Source organism: Chryseobacterium sp. CH25, assembly GCF_004119455.1.
In the GTDB taxonomy this organism is placed as follows: Bacteria; Bacteroidota; Bacteroidia; order Flavobacteriales; family Weeksellaceae; genus Chryseobacterium.
On record NZ_NRQT01000001.1, the window covers coordinates 433,809 to 452,362 of the forward strand.

Annotated in this window: 16 protein-coding genes; 3 read left to right on the top strand and 13 right to left on the bottom strand. The window is 35.9% G+C overall.

From position 1 onward, the window contains the following. Positions 1 to 5 precede the first annotated feature (5 nt). From BOQ64_RS01920 to BOQ64_RS01945, 6 genes are all read right to left on the bottom strand, one after another. Positions 6 to 2,399, bottom strand: coding sequence for an FdhF/YdeP family oxidoreductase (locus BOQ64_RS01920; RefSeq protein WP_129056511.1), 2,394 nt, complete (start codon positions 2,397 to 2,399; stop codon positions 6 to 8). Between the two features lie 22 nt (positions 2,400 to 2,421). Then, positions 2,422 to 2,772, bottom strand: coding sequence for a DUF7009 family protein (locus tag BOQ64_RS01925; protein ID WP_129056509.1), 351 nt, complete (start codon positions 2,770 to 2,772; stop codon positions 2,422 to 2,424). Between the two features lie 74 nt (positions 2,773 to 2,846). Further along, a complete protein-coding gene (fdhD, locus tag BOQ64_RS01930) occupies positions 2,847 to 3,719 on the bottom strand; it encodes a formate dehydrogenase accessory sulfurtransferase FdhD (protein ID WP_129056507.1) in 873 nt (290 codons plus the stop codon). A gap of 46 nt (positions 3,720 to 3,765) precedes the next feature. Next, complete coding sequence (locus BOQ64_RS01935; protein WP_129056505.1) at positions 3,766 to 4,182, bottom strand: molybdenum cofactor biosynthesis protein MoaE; 417 nt, start codon at positions 4,180 to 4,182, stop codon at positions 3,766 to 3,768. A gap of 68 nt (positions 4,183 to 4,250) precedes the next feature. Continuing rightward, positions 4,251 to 4,493, bottom strand: coding sequence for a MoaD/ThiS family protein (locus tag BOQ64_RS01940; protein ID WP_129056503.1), 243 nt, complete (start codon positions 4,491 to 4,493; stop codon positions 4,251 to 4,253). Positions 4,494 to 4,512: 19 nt separating this feature from the next. Further along, complete coding sequence (locus BOQ64_RS01945; RefSeq protein ID WP_129056501.1) at positions 4,513 to 5,262, bottom strand: sulfite exporter TauE/SafE family protein; 750 nt, start codon at positions 5,260 to 5,262, stop codon at positions 4,513 to 4,515. A 209-nt stretch (positions 5,263 to 5,471) separates the two neighbouring features. Here BOQ64_RS01945 and BOQ64_RS01950 point away from each other — a divergent pair, with 209 nt between their 5' ends. Then, positions 5,472 to 6,398, top strand: coding sequence for a Dyp-type peroxidase (locus BOQ64_RS01950; protein WP_129056499.1), 927 nt, complete (start codon positions 5,472 to 5,474; stop codon positions 6,396 to 6,398). A gap of 226 nt (positions 6,399 to 6,624) precedes the next feature. Here the strand turns inward: BOQ64_RS01950 and BOQ64_RS01955 are convergent, their stop codons facing one another. The 5 genes from BOQ64_RS01955 to BOQ64_RS01975 form a co-directional block, all read right to left on the bottom strand. Then, the gene (locus tag BOQ64_RS01955) at positions 6,625 to 7,086 is read right to left on the bottom strand and encodes a DUF1062 domain-containing protein (protein ID WP_262708720.1); all 462 of its coding nucleotides are present in this window, start codon (positions 7,084 to 7,086) and stop codon (positions 6,625 to 6,627) included. 599 nt (positions 7,087 to 7,685) lie between these two features. Then, entirely contained in the window at positions 7,686 to 8,630 is a 945-nt protein-coding gene (locus BOQ64_RS01960; protein WP_228448069.1) for a helix-turn-helix transcriptional regulator, read from the bottom strand. A gap of 258 nt (positions 8,631 to 8,888) precedes the next feature. Continuing rightward, the gene (locus BOQ64_RS01965; RefSeq protein WP_129056497.1) at positions 8,889 to 9,206 is read right to left on the bottom strand and encodes a helix-turn-helix domain-containing protein; all 318 of its coding nucleotides are present in this window, start codon (positions 9,204 to 9,206) and stop codon (positions 8,889 to 8,891) included. Positions 9,207 to 9,343: 137 nt separating this feature from the next. Next, on the bottom strand, positions 9,344 to 9,658 hold the full coding sequence (locus BOQ64_RS01970; RefSeq protein ID WP_317127579.1) for a transposase: 315 nt from the start codon (positions 9,656 to 9,658) through the stop codon (positions 9,344 to 9,346). A 188-nt stretch (positions 9,659 to 9,846) separates the two neighbouring features. Then, a complete protein-coding gene (locus BOQ64_RS01975; protein WP_129056495.1) occupies positions 9,847 to 11,106 on the bottom strand; it encodes a hypothetical protein in 1,260 nt (419 codons plus the stop codon). 670 nt (positions 11,107 to 11,776) lie between these two features. Between BOQ64_RS01975 and BOQ64_RS01980 the strand changes: the two genes are divergently transcribed. Beyond that, entirely contained in the window at positions 11,777 to 12,976 is a 1,200-nt protein-coding gene (locus BOQ64_RS01980) for a winged helix-turn-helix domain-containing protein (RefSeq protein WP_129056493.1), read from the top strand. Positions 12,977 to 13,186: 210 nt separating this feature from the next. Here BOQ64_RS01980 and BOQ64_RS01985 read toward each other — a convergent pair whose 3' ends face one another. Together BOQ64_RS01985 and BOQ64_RS01990 are read right to left on the bottom strand one after the other, a co-directional pair. Beyond that, positions 13,187 to 14,206 (bottom strand): hypothetical protein, encoded by a 1,020-nt coding sequence (locus BOQ64_RS01985; protein ID WP_129056491.1) that lies wholly within the window; start codon positions 14,204 to 14,206, stop codon positions 13,187 to 13,189. Next, complete coding sequence (locus BOQ64_RS01990) at positions 14,203 to 15,774, bottom strand: helix-turn-helix domain-containing protein (protein WP_164975725.1); 1,572 nt, start codon at positions 15,772 to 15,774, stop codon at positions 14,203 to 14,205. Before BOQ64_RS01990 ends, BOQ64_RS01985 begins: the two co-directional genes overlap by 4 nt. A 434-nt stretch (positions 15,775 to 16,208) precedes the next feature. Between BOQ64_RS01990 and BOQ64_RS01995 the strand changes: the two genes are divergently transcribed. After that, entirely contained in the window at positions 16,209 to 18,434 is a 2,226-nt protein-coding gene (locus BOQ64_RS01995; RefSeq protein ID WP_129056487.1) for a fibronectin type III domain-containing protein, read from the top strand. The last annotated feature ends 120 nt before the right edge of the window (positions 18,435 to 18,554 follow it).

Here is an 18,554-nt window from a genome sequence, read left to right on the forward strand (position 1 = left end):
AATAATTATGGTTTTTGAATGGCTCCCTGATACAACATTTCATCTACTTTTTTATATACCTCAGGGTCGTGTTTTTTAATCTTGATTTTCACATATTTGGAAGCTGGCATATTACTTTCCTTCACAACATTATTTACAGATACTAAAACATTGGTTTCCGGGAAATAAGTAACTGTATTCTTTTCAGGAATCTGATAGGAAACGATAATAAACAGAGGTGCCACTCTTTCTATTCCGTCATCATAGTTAAAAAGGTCTACTTTATCACCTGCTTTAAATCCTGCTTTATCAATATCTTTTTGGTTCATGAAGATGACACGACGCTCATTTTTAATTCCGCGATAGCGGTCATCTAAGCCATAAATAGTGGTATTGAATTGATCGTGAGTACGGGTTGTAGCCATCATATATTCATCAGAAGCTAATGTATTGTCCGGAATTTCCGTTAACGTAAACGGAGCACGTCCCCCATATTCTTTCGCAAAACGCTGTTCATCTCTTGCTGCATTGGGAAGATAGAATCCACCTTTTTGTCTGACACGGACATTGTAGTCTGCAAAGCCGGGGATACACTGTTCAATATCATCCCTTACCGCATCATAACTATCGTGGAAACGTTGCCAGTTTACCACAGAACGATCCCCTAAAGTAGCCATTGCCATACGGCATACAATCTGGGTTTCATTGATGAGGTTATCCGAAACGGCATCCAGCATTCCTTTTGAACTCTGAACAACTCCCATGGAGTTTTCTGTGGTGATGATCTGTACTTCACCATTGACAATATCTTTATCACTTCGGCCATAAGTCGGGAGAATCAAAGCTTCTTTTCCATGAACAAGATGTCCTCTGTTCAACTTAGTGGAAACAGATACCAATAAATTAAGTTTTCTCAAAGCATTGGCTGTATAAGTCGTATCAGGAGTTGCAGAAATAAAGTTACCTCCCATACAGAACATCACTTTTATTTTTTCTTCATGAATGGCTTTTATGGCGCGTACTACATCGTATCCATGTTTACGCGGAACTTTAAATCCGTAGAAATTTTCCAGGCGATCAAGCTGTTCATCAGTAGGTTTTTCATCAATCATCATCGTTCTGTTTCCCTGAACATTACTGTGACCTCTTACGGGGCAAACTCCTGCTCCAGGTTTACCAATACTTCCTTTCAGTAAAAGAATATTCAGGATTTCGCGGATCATATCTACTCCGTTGGGCTGCTGAGTAAGTCCCATTCCCCAACTCACGATAATCTTCTTTTTGAAAGCCATCATTTCTGCAGCCTGGCGAAGAGCTTCTTTGGAAACCCCTGAAAGTTCAGCTAATTCGTCAAGCTTATACTTATCAAACTGCTTCATAAAGTCTTCATATCCTACTGTTTTATTCTTAATGAAATCTTCATCAAAAACTTTACCTGGATTTTGTTTTTCAAATTCGATTAAAAGAAGCTCCAAAGCTTTTAATAAAGCCATATCTCCGTTAATCTTTACCGGTAAATAAAGATCTGCCAGCTGAACACCGCCCGTAAGGATTTCTTTGACGCTCTGAGGATTAATGAATCCCATCAATCCAGCTTCCGGTAATGGATTAATGGCTATAATTTTAGCTCCGTTTTTCTTTCCTTTTGCCAAGGCACTCATCATTCTTGGGGCATTGGTTCCTGGATTCTGACCAATAATGACAATGACTTCTGCATCATAAAAGTCTTCCAGTGTTACGGTTCCTTTACCGATTCCTATGGTTGGACGAAGTGCAGAACCTGAAGTTTCATGGCACATATTGGAACAGTCGGGCATATTATTCGTTCCAAATTCTTTGGCAAATAACTGATAGACAAATGATGCTTCATTACTCGTTCTGCCGGATGTATAAAAGGCAGCCTGATCCGGAGATTCAAGTGCATTAAAGTGTTCCGCAATTTTTTTAAAGGCATGATCCCAACTGATGGGTTCATAATGAGTAGCTCCCGGAGCGAGATACATAGGATCAGTAAGTCGGCCCATTTTACCAATCTGATAATCATCTAATTTTGCCAGATCATATACGGAATTCTGTTTGAAAAATTCAGGCGTTACTCTTTTGGTAGTGGCTTCTTCCGCAAGGGCTTTTGCCCCATTTTCACAATATTCTCCAAGAACGGAACGCTCATCATCAGGATCCGGCCAGGCACAGCTTGGACAGTCGAAACCACCCATCTGATTCATTTTGAACAGGGCTCTCATCCCTCGGACAGGTGTTTTTTCTTCAAATAAATCACTAAAAGCAGCCATTACTGCCGGAACTCCTGCAGCTGCTTTTTCTACGTGTGTCAATTTAAGGTCAAGTAAAGTGAATGGATTTTCAGCATTGGGTTCTCTGCTGATTTCTTCTTCTACTTTCTTTTTATTATTGTCTTCCATAACCTTTTATTTTGTAAAGTGATTAACATTTAAGATTGGGATTCGGATAGTTATCGCTTTGGTCTTCCAACGTATTATCTATGCATACGAAGTCTTTTTCTACCAAAAGCTTTACCAGACCTGCCTGCCCGTCAAATCCTACAATATCTGTAGATATCCACTCTTCTACCATCGCTTCAGGCATTTTCATGACTATTCTATTTTCAATGAATGCTGCAGATAATACTGCGTCTTTTGTTTTCTCTATAGCATAAATGAATGGTCTGTCTACAAACTCTGTAAAACTGGAAACAATTCCGCTTCTTCCTAATTCTGAAACCTCGGATTGGGTTAAACGAAATCTGATGGAGTTGTCTTTTATTCTTATTTTCATTTGGTTTATTTCTTTTAACCACGAAATCAAATTATTTTATTTGTTCGTGATGGTTATTTTTGATTACGATTTTTTTATTTTTCAATGATTTTGTGGAAGCTGCTTTCATTATAAATATTAAATCTGTTGTCTCTGAGGAAACCCAGCAAAGTCATATCAAACTCTTTAGCTACCTCTACTGCAAGGCTGGATGGTGCTCCTATTGCGGCCACTACAGTAATCCCTGCCATAGCTGCTTTCTGAATGAGTTCAAAACTGGCTCTTCCACTGAGCACCAAAATTTTATCTTTCAAAGGAAGTTGTCCTGTAAACAATGCATGGCCAATCAGTTTATCCAATGCGTTATGTCTTCCTACGTCTTCCCGTAATGCCAATAGTTGGCCTTCAAAATCAAAGATTCCTGAGGCATGAATTCCTCCTGTGGCACTGAAATTATTCTGAAAAGACTGTAAATTATTGGATAGCCGATACAAAACATCAAATAGTAAGATCTGATCTTCCCGTTTGATATCCTTAAAAGTGCTTACGGTCTTTATGGATTCGATAGAACCTTTTCCGCATACTCCACAACTGGATGTAGTATAAAAGTTTCTGTCAACATTCTTTAGATGAGGAGTAAAATCTTCAGTCAACTCCACTTCAATAATATTTTCCCGGTTTCTGGAGCATTCTGCCTGTGGATGATCTATATTCTGAATCTGATGATATCCTGAAATGATTCCTTCTGTGAATAGAAAACCGGCTGCCAGCTCTGCATCATTCCCAGGTGTTCTCATGGTGACAGATATGTTTTTACTGATCCTCTGGTCCTTTTGGCCATAGGAAATCTGGATTTCCAGCGGTTCTTCTACAGAGAGATCATCAGTATAGGGAAAGCTGCTGTTTTCTTTAACTTTGACAATATCTATCTTCTGTACAGATTTATTTTCTAATGTATTGGTTTTCATATCTGAATAATCTGTTATAGTAAATATACGAATTTTCGGTCTTCAATTATGGATGGGCGGAAACCCATTCCTCACCATCTTCAAAAATTTCTTTTTTCCATATAGGAACTGTTTTCTTTATGGTATCAATGATATAACGGCAGGCATCAAAAACCGCATCACGGTGTCCGTCACTTACCACAATAATTACTGCAGCATCACCAGGAAACAAAATTCCAATACGATGATGAACCACAATATTACGGACAGAAAATAATTCTATAGCCTGATCTATAATCTTTTTGATTTCTTTTACAGCCATAGGTTGGTACCCTTCATATTCTAAACGGATGACTGGTTTATTCTGAGTGACGTTGCGGACAGTTCCTATAAATGTTGCAATACCTCCACTACTTAAGTCCTGAGCCAGAGTAAGACATTCGGTTATATCTAATGTATCTTCTGTTATTCTGATGTCAATCATTTCTTTTCAATTTTGGCTTTAATTCCACAAGTTCTTTTTTTTCGCCACGAATGCACGAATGGTTGGGCTTATCCTCCACTCACAGGAGGGATCACCGCTATTTCATCTGTGCTTACAATGGTCTGATCGTCTTCAGCATACTCTTCATTCACTGCAATGAAATAGGATTTCAGTTTTATGAGTTGTGGAAAGTCTTGTTCCAATTTCTCTTTCAATTGAATCACATTCAAACCATCCTGAAATTCTAATTCTTTTTCCGGGGCTCCGAAAATATCTTTCGCTATTCCAAAGGCTAATATTTTAAGTTTCATTTTATTTTTAAGCTATTTTTTACCAATATTTTATGAGAACATTTACTCCCGCCACCAATACAAGAACTGCAGTCATTCTTTTGATCACCAGAGGATTCCATTTCAGGGACATTCTGGATCCAATCTGGCCACCTATCAAAACAGCGAGACATAAGCTTGCAATTCTAAAATAATCCATATCTACAGACAGTTTTGATAATTGTCCGAAAATTCCCGATATGGAATTCACCAATATAAAAACACTGGAAGTAGCTGCAATTTTCCTTGGGGTATCCCATTTCATCAGATTTAATAAAGGAGAAAGGAAAATTCCGCCACCAATTCCCACTAATCCTGACAAAAAGCCAATTCCACCGCCTAAAAGGCTATTTCCAAAGATGGCTGATTTTGATTCCTGTGATATCTTTTCATCACTTTTAGAGTCTGTTTTAATCCATAATAAGAGTGCAGCAATGATAAGAGTGACTCCTAAGATCAGGAAAAATGTTTCCTGGCTTATTTTCAGTATGGCTCCTAAATAAGCCATAGGAACACTTACCAATGTAATGGGGAGTACTTTTTTCCAATCGATCTGTTTGTTTTTAATGTAAATATAAACACCACCCACCACCACAATGACGTTACAGATCAATGCAGTTAAGCGGATTTCCTGATAAGGCAGGCTATACATAGCCAATACTGCCAGATAACTGGAACCACCGCCAAATCCAACTGATGAGTACACAAATGCAATTATCAAAAAGAACAGAAAAATCTCCCAATGCCCCATATTAATTTATTGAAGGTTTATTTCATTACAATAATACTCATTTTACAGCTTGATTAATGATGGAAAATATAAAAGTCTTTGCAGTAATTTGTGAAAAAAATGTCATAAATTGTTTATCTAAAGAATAAAGTGATGGGTTACCATTATCATTTATTAAATTTGATTGATTTGAAACAATAAAAATGTCTGCAAACGAAACACAAAAAAATATGAACTCTCAAAATGTCACCGATTATCCTAACAACAATACTTATTTCCTAGTCTGGAATTTCAAAGAGAATGCAGATGCCGCCAAGATTAAATCTGTATTTCAGAGAATGTGTGCTTTGGTTACCAATCTGAACAATTCTGCACTTGACCGTTTTCCGAATTCCAAAGCGAGCTGTGTAATGGGAATTGGATATGAGGCATGGTTACAACTTGAATTACCAAGCCCGTTACCTAAAGAGTTTAAAAAATTTGAAGAAATAAAAGGCAGTAAACACACTGCGGTGAGTACGAGAGGCGATATTCACTTTCATATTCGTTCTGATGAAAAAAGTCTGGCGTATGATATGGCTTCTACCATTTCGGATTTTATGACAGAAATTGCTGATTGTGTGGTAGAGGTACAGGGGTTCCGCTATTGGGACAGCAGATCTATTTTAGGTTTTGTAGACGGTACGGAAAATCCACATGGAAAGGACCGTGATTATTTTGCAGTAATAGGAGATACAGACCCCGAATATGAGGGAGGAAGTTATCTTTTTGTTCAGAAATATATCCATAATATGAATGCCTGGAAGTCTCTTTCTGTAGAAGATCAGGAAAAAGTGATCGGAAGATCCAAAGAACAGGATATCGAAATGGATGATGATGTAAAACCTAAAAATTCTCACATCGCTTTGGCGAACGTGGGAGATGATTTCAAAGTGGTTAGAGACAATATGCCTTTCGGAAATGTTTCCACGAATGAAATGGGAACTTATTTTATCTGCTATGCAAGTACATTCAGTACTGTAGAAAAAATGCTGACCAATATGTTCATTGGTGATCCTGCAGGAAATTACGACAGAATTCTGGATTTCAGTACTGCCCGGACAGGAACTTTGTTTTTTGTTCCTTCCGCAGATATGCTGGATGAGTTTTCCGGATAAATCCATTACAATAGATAGATGTCTGTCTCCAAAATCTCATTCTGAATACAGACTGAAGGTCTTCGAACGTAGTTCAAACGCGTAGTGAAGAATCTCTTTGAAAACCATTTTTTATCTCGCAGATTCCGGAGATTATGCAGATTTTTAATTGCCACTAATGCACGAATTCTTTTTTTATTTGTGAATTAGTGGCAAAATATTATACAGCTTAATTTTTGATTGAGATTTATTCTTTTACATTTGCTTCAACGTGTTTTTCTTCATTGCATAATATACTCTTCAATATATCTTTTTGAATTTTAACAATATCTCCGTTCTGAACTTTATGTTTTTTCTGTAATGGTCTTTCATGAACGAAAACAGCATTTGCATCAATCAATTGATTCATTTTGCCTGATGAAAGTTGTAAACAGGTTCTCACCACGGTAGATAATTTCAGATTAAATTCAAAAGGACAATTGATTTTAAAACTCAGTATTTCATTTTCTGAAGCCATCAATTGCTCTATCGAAATTTCATCAAACTGAATTTCATATGCCACACTGTCTAAATCTGCCTCTGCATTATTTTTCCTTCTTGTTTCGCGGGAAAATGCATATTCCCAGGCCAGATCTGTATCATTCTCTGAAAGTCTGTTGAAAATTTCCTTACTGATAGATTCGGTTCTAATTCTTGAAAAAAGGGTCATATTGTATCGGCTATTGCATTTTACACATCGGTAAATTAACCAAATGTCAATATTCTTTTTTGGGCATTCAGCCTGAATTTATCACTGCAGTAAAACCTGTCGCTGTCACAATGATTGCATTTCTTTTTCAAAAGCGGGGTGTTTTGGGCTTTTACTCCCCATGTATACTCTATACTCATTATAATTGGTGCTTAATATTCTTTAGAATTTTTTCACCTATTATTCATGCATTACACAATAAGTACAGCTATTGAACAGAAATACACTCTCCTATTTCCTTCTGAACAACAAAGTTGTCAAAACAGAAATAGCAGATACAGTTGCCTTCTTGGCAATGCAGTAAAATAATAGGGTTAAATGAAAACCTGTTCAGATAGAGTTATCTGAACGAAAGAATAATTAGCCTGTGGTTTGTGAAGGCTAATACTAAGCTATAACAGGTTTAAGAGTTGTTCTCAAAACAGATTGTTTACTTGGTTGGGATAAAATTAGTTAATTTCAGGCAAAAAACAAGATTTTACCACTCTTTTTTATTTCAAAACGCAAATAGCACAGTCCCTAAAGCTGATTAACAATATTATGAATCAATTATTATCTGACTATATTGTATCAATCCATCTATAGAGATCAACATCGGCAGAGATTCTGAATGATTTTCTGAGTCTGCTTTTTCTGGTCTGTATGGTTCGTACTGCAAGGTGATTGTACTCCGCAATATCTTTTGTTGTAAAACCTAATTTAATCAGGGCACAAAGTTTAAATTCATCAGCATTCATATCAGAATTAAGTTCTAACAGGTTACCATATAAATTGGGAAATGTCTGTTTTACTTTAGGAATAAAGGCAATATCATCATTCATAGCCAGCTTTACAATGCCTTCCAGGTCTATCTGATCTTTGCTGTTGAGTTTTGTTCTCATATCGGCTATAATCTTTTCACTTCTTATCGCCTGCTGATATAACTTTACAATCTTGAACTGCTTTGAGAGTATAAAATACCCAAGGATACTCACTCCTAAAAACACCTGCAAAAAGGTAATCAGCCTTTGATTTTCTGAAAACAGCACATTATCTGCTCCTTTAATCGTAAATATCCTGAAATCATAATAATGGCTGATGCTGAAAAAAACGAGTGCTGTAAGATAAACAATGAGATTATACCATACTGTTTTTTTAGAGTTAAAAATAAACAGTGAGGCCAGCATAATGACAAAATAATATAATGACAATCCGTTTTCAAAACCTGTAGTGGATGAGAAAAAGAAAACCAGGAACATAAAAAGTTCTAAGCTAAACAGCGTAACAAAATGGTTATATCTCGCCTTTGTAAAAAAGAAAAGGTAAAGGTAGAATAATCCCAATGCCGATAGAACATAAAAATTGATTTTTAGCCCAAATAACAGATCTCTGCAGCCATTAAAGATTAAAACAGCTCCAATAGAAAACGCAAAAAGATTCATTCTCTGAGCTTCAATAAGCTCAAGCGGACCTGTATTGGGAGCAATATGCCTGTTCGCAATATAATCCCAGATTTTACGGAACATAATTTATAGATATTTAGCAAAAAGCATGAAATTCAATACAAAAATAGCCAAAATGCGTTTATATTTCATTTCAATAATTAATTATGATTAAATATATTTACAGGAATAAGTTTTATAATTTCAACTTTTTGAAGATAAGAAAGATCATGAAAGGATGATAAAACATCTCATAATAAGCATTTTAAGTTGGTAATATCAAGTCTATTTCCTTAAGCTTTCATGTTTAAAAATCACTGTTATTTTTACAGAATTATCTATTTATACCAAAAATATTTTTCTCCATTTTGCTATGGTATTACGGCTTAGTTTAAAATGAAGGGCTACCTGGCTATTATTCAGTTTATGTTCTTTCTGATAATCCAAAATACTAAGAATATCAGTTGTTTTATATGAACGATACTTGCTGTTGTTTTTTTCAGAAGCCCCGAAGATAATGGTATTAAGCTTCAGAATATCCAAGGCTAAAAGTTCATTTTTGGACAATAAATATTCGCACAGACCATATTTATTCGGGTATTTACTGATAATCATGTCTGTGTAAATCTGTTTAAAATCCGGTTGTTTATATTTTTCCATATTTTAATTCTCTCTATATCCGGTTTACTTACTGTATTTATCAATCCATTTATAAAGGGTTGTTTTGGGAATTTTATACCGTATAACAATTTCTTCCTTTGTCATTTTGCTATTTTTTATCTGTTCAAGAATAAAATCTATGACTTCCCGGGTATAAATATTTTTACGGAACCGGGGTAATCCTGTTTTTTATCTGCAGATGAAGCGTTTTTCGTTTTGGGGGTGGCCGGAGCATAAAGAATAAGGTGCTGGGAATAGATTCTGAAGAAATCATATTCCAAAAGTTTACTCCATTTCAGTAAAATTTGGGTATCCAGGCTGCCGCAGGTATACATTTCTCCAACTTCTTTTTCTGTACAATGCAGAAAATTACAGATACGGGATAGTTCTACTCTGCTTTCAGCAACAGCAGTTTTGATGAGATTTCCTATATGAATGTTTTTATAATTCATTCTTCTTCTTTTTAAAATACTGCCAACCTTTCATTAATAAGAAGGCAGTATTTATAATCAATTTGTGTTTTGTTCAAAGGGATAAGTCAAAGGCTTCAAAAGAACGATCTTATGTATCTTTTTATCAACTTAATCATAACAGATACTTTAAAGGTTCCGGCGGGGCGGAGCCCCGCCGGAATTCAATATTAAGAAGACATTCTTTGTGCTGTAATATGAATACGTCTGATGTTATTGGCAGGAATTGTATCGTTTAAGTTATCTACATAAACAAAAACGGTTAATCGATACCAAACTCCATCAATAGCAAGATCTATAGTTTCTATTTCCTGAGAATCATCAGAGCTGCTGGTAGCAGTAATAGGTGTTGAAGCACTGTTCATATTATCTCCCCAGTTAAGATAGATCCCGTTATCTGTTTCTACATATCCTCCCGGAGCTACTAAAATATTGGCCCGTCTAAAACGGTCTACACTGGATAGTGCTGAATACCACATTTTAACATTACTGGAAGATACATTCACTAATCTCGGATTGTAAGTCACTCCACCCGACCCTGTATTAGAACTGGACAAAAATCTAATATCCAATCTAACTTTTCCACCTAAAATAGGTGCATCCGGAATCATCGTACTCAATAATCCTGTTGTAGTGGCAAGAACCTCATATGTGAAGAACTGATATTCTCCCGGGCTAAGTTTCTTACCGCCACCTACTTCTGCATTACACGTCTGTCCGCCGACGGAAACAGGAAATACCGTTGTATTAGGGCTGGAGACTGTAGGGGTTCCGGAGACTGTATAGGTTAAACTTCCTGATCCCTGTGCAAAATTTCCTTGTGTAAGGGTTGCGGTAAGTCCGTTTACGGGTCCTATTACCTGTCCAGCATATATTCCACCGTTTCCTCCTGTATAAGGAATTGTCATTGTTCCCTGAAAAGGAGTTCCGGCAGTATACGTTAAGGGGTCAAGATTAGCATCGGTACATCTTAAGGCTCCTATGCTTCCCTGCTGTAATGAACGTCCATCCAAAGGTCTCCATTGGGAGCCGTCCCAATATACATATCCTGCATAGGTAAATGTAGATTGAGTTCCCAGATTATAAACCAACAGTCCTGTAGCCGGACTGGGAATTGTAGAAGCGTCGTTATAAGCCGTTAAAGCTACTCTTGGCCCCAGAAAGCCTTTCTGCTTTCCAGATACCAACTGACTGACATTAAGTTCCAGCATTGCAGACAGATCAGGTGATGTAGTTCCCACCCCAACACTTCCATCGGCTGTTACTACAAAATCATTGGCCTGTTGCACTCCCGTAGGACTTCCTGTGCCATTATTATCTTTTTTCCCATCAATATTAAAGATTCCCTGTGGATTGGGAGTATTGATGCCAACTTGTGAATAGTTGAGCGAGTAAGCCATTACAAATAATGGTAGTAGATACTTTTTCATTCTGTGTTTATTGTATTTAAATTGATTGTTAATATGGTTTTAGCTAAAGAAGCTTTCTGCTACATTACATTGATAATTTTGTTCCTATAAGCAAATGATATTTCTTTGATTTTTTTTGATCTTCTAAACCTTGATATCTGATAAAAACAGCACCCATAAAATAAGCATGGGAATACTTTTTTATAAGTACATTTTCATTTTCTCAATTATATTTTCACCGTCATAAATATTGATGCAATGTTATAGTTATTTTATACTCAACCCAAGAAAACCGATACGCTACAGATACACTACAAGCTCATAAACACATACGTCACAGATACTATAAACATAAAAACAAACACTTTAAAATATTGAAAACAAAATACTTAAAATAAATAACTCTATTTTTTCAAAAATTGGAATTATTTTAAATATTGAATTAAAAATAAACCTTACTTAAAAAGTATTTTATACACCATTTTATTCCATATATCTTATAGAAATAAAATTTTTCAGGAATTTCAATTCAGTTTTATAGAATTATTCCGGATAATTGAAAAGCATCTTTTATGTCCTTTACATTTTTAAAAATAAACCTATACATACGATATGCAAGTTTTCTATTTATTTCAAATAAAACTGAACGAGCTTTGTCTCTTTTTATTCAATACATTTGTATTCTATTGACATGAAAAACATACCTGAATTACAAACATTACAGCTGATCACTTTAGAACGTCAGGGGCTGGTACAGACTGCTCCGTTCGGATCCGGAAAAGAAGCTGTGCTTACTGCCCTGAAACACCTTGGATATATACAGATTGATACATTATCAGTGGTGGAGAGAGCACATCATCATACTTTATGGACCAGAATTCCTGATTTTCAGACTGATTATCTGGAAGAGCTTGTAGAGGAACGTAAAATATTTGAATACTGGTTTCATGCCGCTTCTTACCTTCCGATGCAGGATTTCCGGTATGCATTACCTCAAATGCTTCACATAAAACAAAGTGAATCCCACTATTATAATGCGGACAAAAAAGTTATGGAATATGTTGTAGACACTATCCGGGCTGAAGGTCCTAAAATGGCAAGAGATTTTGAGAGTAAAAAGGATAAAACCGGAAGCTGGTGGAACTGGAAGCCTGCAAAACTGGCTCTTGAAAGACTATTTATGCAGGGAGATCTGATGATAAGCGGACGCAGCGGAATGCAGAAAACCTATGACCTTACAGAAAGAGTCTTACCATCGTCTATCAATACAACAGAGCCTACTCCACTTGAACTTGCTGAATATCTGACAAAAACAGCTCTTCAGGCTTATGGTTTTACAACTTTAAAACAGATAACCCATCTCAGGAAAGGAGATCTATTGAAAAAAAATGTGAATTTGATCCTTCAGTCCTTACTTGAAAATGGAGAAATACAGAAAATCTCTATTGAAGGACTTCCAGCGATATTTATTCAGCATGATTTACTTGAAAAACGCAGTGATACAACCGGTTCAGCTGTGAGATTATTATCACCGTTTGACAATTCCATTATTCACCGTGACCGTGTTAAACAGATTTTTGATTTTGATTTCCGTCTTGAATGTTATGTTCCCAAAGAAAAAAGACAATATGGCTATTTCTGTCTGCCAATCTTATTTGGAAATACATTTATGGGAAGAGTGGATTGCAAGGCCCATAGAAAGGATAAAAGACTGGAGCTGATCCATCTGCATATTGAGAATACAAACATTACTCCGGAGTTGTGGCTACCCTCTTTTACTGATGCTGTAAAGCGTTTTACATCCTTTAATGGCTGTGAATCCCTGCTACTGACGAAGGTAAGTCCATCAAAACTTAAAAATACAATTCTTAAAGCTTTGTTGAAACAATAACGATAGAAGAATCTGCACATCCTGGAACTGCAGGTTTTATTTTTTGCTTTACAAGCTTCTACTTCTGTATCTATTCGGGAGTAGTATTTCTGTTTATTTTTATAAATCAAAAACGGATAAGCTTCTGAATCTCATCCTGATATTTTCTGTTCTTTTTTCTGATTTTCAAAGCGGCATAAAGCAACAGACCTGTTATTAATGAACCTGCTATCACAACGACAGTAATAAGCATATTATCTTCTGTAATTTCTCTGCTTTTTTAGCCATTTCTTTATTATGAATATCAATAGCGTGATTAATGGAGCGTAATTCGTTTTGTTCTTTTTCTGCGTTTACCTCAAAGGCTTTTCTGTTATACAGTTTATAAAGCTGCTGGTTACCCATGGCTAAATAATTATCAGACATTTCTTTATAAATTCCCTCATTCAGCGTAAGATCTCCTATTTCTTCAGATAAATGCTGTGCTTTTAAAAGTTGGTCTAATGCAACCTGGTTCTGATGATTGTATTTATTCATTTCTGCCAATCCCTTCAGTGCAAATGCTTCTAAACTTTTGGCTTCGATAAGACGGGCAAATTCCATTGATTTCATGAATGCCAACTCTGCATTTTTCAGTTGGTTGAGAAAAAGATAACAGTACCCGATATTATAGTACACAATACTCTGATTAAAATAAGTCTTTTTCTCTTTTACCTTATCAAAATTTTTAACTGCAATCAAAAATTCCTGAAGAGCAATCTCCGGATTAGACTGGCTTTTATGAATCATTCCGCGCAAAGCATAACTTCTTGCTGTTTCAAAATATTTATCAGGGTCATCTTCGGGAAACTGTGATAAGTACTCTCCTGCTTCATCTATTGTTTCCAGACTTTTACTGAAGAAATCCATCTGCTGATACTGAAATGCAATAGCCACTAACACTCTGGTTTTTATAGCCGGATCATCCGTTTTCTTTACCAATTCTCTTGCTTCCAGCAGGTATCTTAAAGACGCATCAAAGTCTCTTTTAGCAATATTTGCAGTAGAAAGAATCAGATAAATTTTAACCAGTCTTTTGACCTCTTTTTCTTTCTGCAATAGTTTTTTCCCGATCCGGATGGCATTCTCCGGATTATTATAGATCTCCTGATTGGCTTTTTTCATCAGGGAATCATAGGAATATTTTTGTCCGGAAAGACTGACCTGGCAGAATAAAAACAGGAAGAAAACAAATTGAAAAACTCTATTCATGACTTTTTATTCTTTATAATTTCCTGAATGTAGTGATTGGGAGACATTCCTGTAATGGATTTAAACACATTGGTAAATGCTCCATGGGAAGAAAAGCCCGCAAACTCAGCAAGATAGCTCACTTTATAATTAAGATAAGCCGGGTCTGTTCTTAAGAGATAAGCTACATGACTAATTCTCAGATCATTAATATACCCGTTAAAATTCTTTTCTTTTTTGCTGTTGATAACCTCTGAAAGATATTTGGGGTTGATTCCAGTTTCTGCGGAAAGAATGGAAATGGACATATTTCTACTTAAATAATTCCTGGAGTTTTCCCATTCTTTAAGTTTTTCCAGGATTTCTTTTTCTTTTTCTTCTGAGAGTTTTGCTATGTCTTTATCCTGTGCCCTGTTTTCTTTTGGATGAGATGTTTTAGAAGTTTTAGTATGAACTGCCAAAACCATGATTTCCTTTTGCTTCTCAAAAAATATGAGTTGCTTTTTCAAATCTCTGCCTCTTCTTAATTCATAATAAAAACAAACCAGCGTACCTATAATAAGGAGCAGAATACCTCCAACAATAAACTGTACCTGTTTTAATTTACTTTGTTTTTGATAGCTAATATTCTTTTTATGATAAATTTCCAACAGCTTAACGATGTACTGTATTCCTTCTTTTTTATTGGAATCCAGCTTTGATTTTAAATCTGTATAAAGATTATTATAATATGAATATTTTTCAGTGTCATTAAGTGCCAGATAGTTTTTGGTAAGCAATTCGTAGAAAATAAGCTTCATATCATTGTAAGGCATATATTCAATTTTTGCAAACCCTTTTTCAAGATATAAAACAGCAGTTGTATACTCTTCTTTTTGAAAATAATAGCGTGACACTGCTTCATAAGCAAAAGCTGTCAGAAAGGGGTATTTTCCTTCGCTCTCAATTTCAAGTATAACCTTATCAAGTTGTTTTTTAGATTCATACAATCTATTATTCTTCATTAAAGATAATGACCGAAAGATCATGTTTTCCTGTCTGGTGATTGTATTTTCTTCGTTATTATAATCGAGATACCGATCGCTTTTGTCAAAATTTTTCAGGGTATAATCATATTTTCCGGAAACACCATCGTTAATCGCCTGAAGCTGATACAACTTTGCAAGCGTCATTCTGACTTTTACATTGCTGACATTTTGTAAACTCTGATCTGTAAGAATATCTGCAATAATCTTTCTGGATTGATCATACAATCCTAAATTCTGATACTGATCTGCAAGATTAAAATCTCCGAATAATTTCGAAAAACGGGACTGTTTTACCTCCTGCCCATCCTCTTCCTTTTGGTTGGAAGTGTTAATTGCCTGAACATAATTTCCCTGCATTGCATAAGCCCATGAAATGATTTTACGGAGCATTATTTTATGTTCAATGTTTTTTTCGCTAATCAGAAGACTCTGAGAATAACGGATACAGTCTTCAGGATTTTGATATAATTTCTGAAAAGCCTTATCTGTTAAAATAGTAAAATCGGGGCCAGACTGACCTTTCATCAAGAAAGGACACAACAGTATAAAAAATAATATCAAAGTATTATTTTTTTGTATCATTTTCCAGAAACTATCTGTTTTTTGTTTGTTTTCCACCAATATTCCCACCAATATCCCAACTGTAAACAACTTTTTACAATCAATTAATTTACAGTATTTTATATTTTAAATTCTTGTAAATCCAATGAATTTTGCAAGCCTATCCTTTTACCAGGCGCAAATATAACGTTAATATTGCTCCAAGCATAAAACAGATTCAAAATATTAGACTTATCTGCATTTTCATTGAAGAAAATATTACATATAACAGGTTATCATTAAAAAAACAAAATACTTCTTTTTGAGATTTTAACCGAATAAATATTGAAAGGAATACTCCTGTTTTCTATCACCCCATCATCAAATTCCAACAGGATTTTCACTGAAAATAAACCTTGACAATGATAAATTCTTTTAACATATAAACTATAAAAATGAGAAAGCAATACTTATTATGGATGGCCTTACTCCTTCCATCCTGGCAACTGAGTGCCCAAAGCTACTGTACGCCTACAGCCGGAGCATCAAGTCAGGCCAATTACCTGAAGAATGCTATTTTTTCTGATCAGGGAGCTCTGTACTATGATGCCACTTCGTATCAGGCTTATGTAGATAATTCAGGGCAAATGGTTACTTCTTATCCCGGAGGAACTGTAAATGTTCATCTTGAACATAGTAGTGGTGGAACTAAATCCTATGTTTGGGTGGATTGGAATGCCGATGGTGATTTTGATGATTTCTATGAAAACCCTATATCTCCTTCTTCTTTTAGTATTGTTGATGAACAATTTTTTATTCCACCAAGCCAAGTGCCGGGAATATACAGAATAAGAGTACAATCTGGGACCTCAATAACAACTCCTGCAAATCCTTGTGGCCCCAACAACTATGGCGGTTTTGTAGATTTTGGATTAAAGATTGATCCTGCTCCAACCTGCTTTGCTCCATCAGCCTTAACAGCCTCTAATATTACAAATTCTACAGCAATTATCTCCTGGGCTGAGCCTTCTATCTTACCGGGAAGCGGATATGAGTATTATTATTCGTCTTCAAGTACTCCGCCATTAGCCTCTACACCAGCATCAGGAACAAGTACTCAAACTTCAGCTCCCATCAATGGATTAGCGTCGTTTACGTCTTATTATATCTATGCCAGATCAGTTTGTGATGCTTCCGACAAGAGTGCATGGTCTTTAAGAGGGACCTTCAAAACAAAATGTGATCCTATGGCCTCCATGTTTGAAAATTTTGAAAATGTTGCCAGTGGATCTAATGCTAACTGCTGGGATAAACTGGGAACAGGTTATTTGACTATCAGCACTGGAGCTGGAGTTAATAATACCAAAGGAATGACACAAAGTGCACTTAATTCTACAGATGTTTCTATTGCTGTCTTGCCGACATTCAATAATGTAAATGCAGGAACTCACTGGCTACGTTTTAAGGCCAAAGTAAGCAGTAATCCAGGAGTACTAGATATAGGTTATATTACCAATGATACGGATGTTTCCACGTTTACCACAATCCAGCCTGTTGCTATTAGTAACAAAGTATATGAGGGTTATGAATATAATGTAGTTATTCCGAATACTGTACCTGCTAATGCAAGACTTGCTATAAGACATAATGGTGTACCAGCCGTAAACATATACTGGGACGAAGTATATTGGGAACCTAAACCTACCTGCCTTCCCGTTACCAATGTTACCACTTCAAATATTACAAGTTCATCTGTGGATGTAGCGTGGACAGCTTCTGTTTCATCTCCTACAGGGTATGATATTTATTACAGTCTGAATAATACCCCACCAACAACTACTACTTCACCTAATATTATCAATATAGCAGGAAATTCTTATACCATCAACAACCTTGCTACTGCCAAGACCTATTATATTTGGGTGAGGCCAAGATGCAGCAGTACAGATCAAGGTCCATGGAGCTCCATCTCATCTATATTGACAGCCTGCGCGCCTGTTTCAAATCTGTCTGAAAATTTTGATACCTATAATACAGGGCTTATTACCAATGCACCCTGTTGGGCGAAGTTAACGGTTGGGCTTATTGCTTCAAGTAATATTGACGGAAATACTCCTGCTGCATCAGGAAACAGACATATCATGCTGAGATCTATCTCGAGTGGAGACATTGCTATCGCTGTATTACCGGAATTCAGTAATGTGAGTGCCGGAACCCATCAGCTGAGATTTAAAGCATACAGTACTTTAGTAACGGGTAAACTTAAAATAGGATATGTAACAGATCCGGCTAATGCCAGTTCATTTGTACTCATTCAGCAATTAGACATCACTAATACTTCTTATAACGCCAATTATTATACGGTAAATATTCCTAATACGGTTCCTGCCAATGCAAGGCTTGCTATCCGCAGTGATTTTGAAACCAGTGCTAAAGCAGTTTGTTATATAGATGACCTGTACTGGGAAAATGGATCATTGGGAACAACTGAAGTTTCAACTGCTCCGGAATTTATAGTATATCCGAATCCGTTCACAGATACAATTAATATTTCTGCGGATCAAAAGGTTTCATCAATGGCAGTTTATGATACCTCAGGAAGGCTTACAAAAGAAATCACTAATCCGTCAGCATCAGTTTCTCTTAGGGATCTTCCAACAGGCATTTACTTAATTAAATGATATTCAAAAACGGAACAGCTAAAACAATAAAAGCTGTAAAAAAATAATATGTTGTCACTGTCATACGGAAGCGGCGGATTTATTTCTGCCGTTTCTGAGACAGTTTTTTTAACGGCTTCT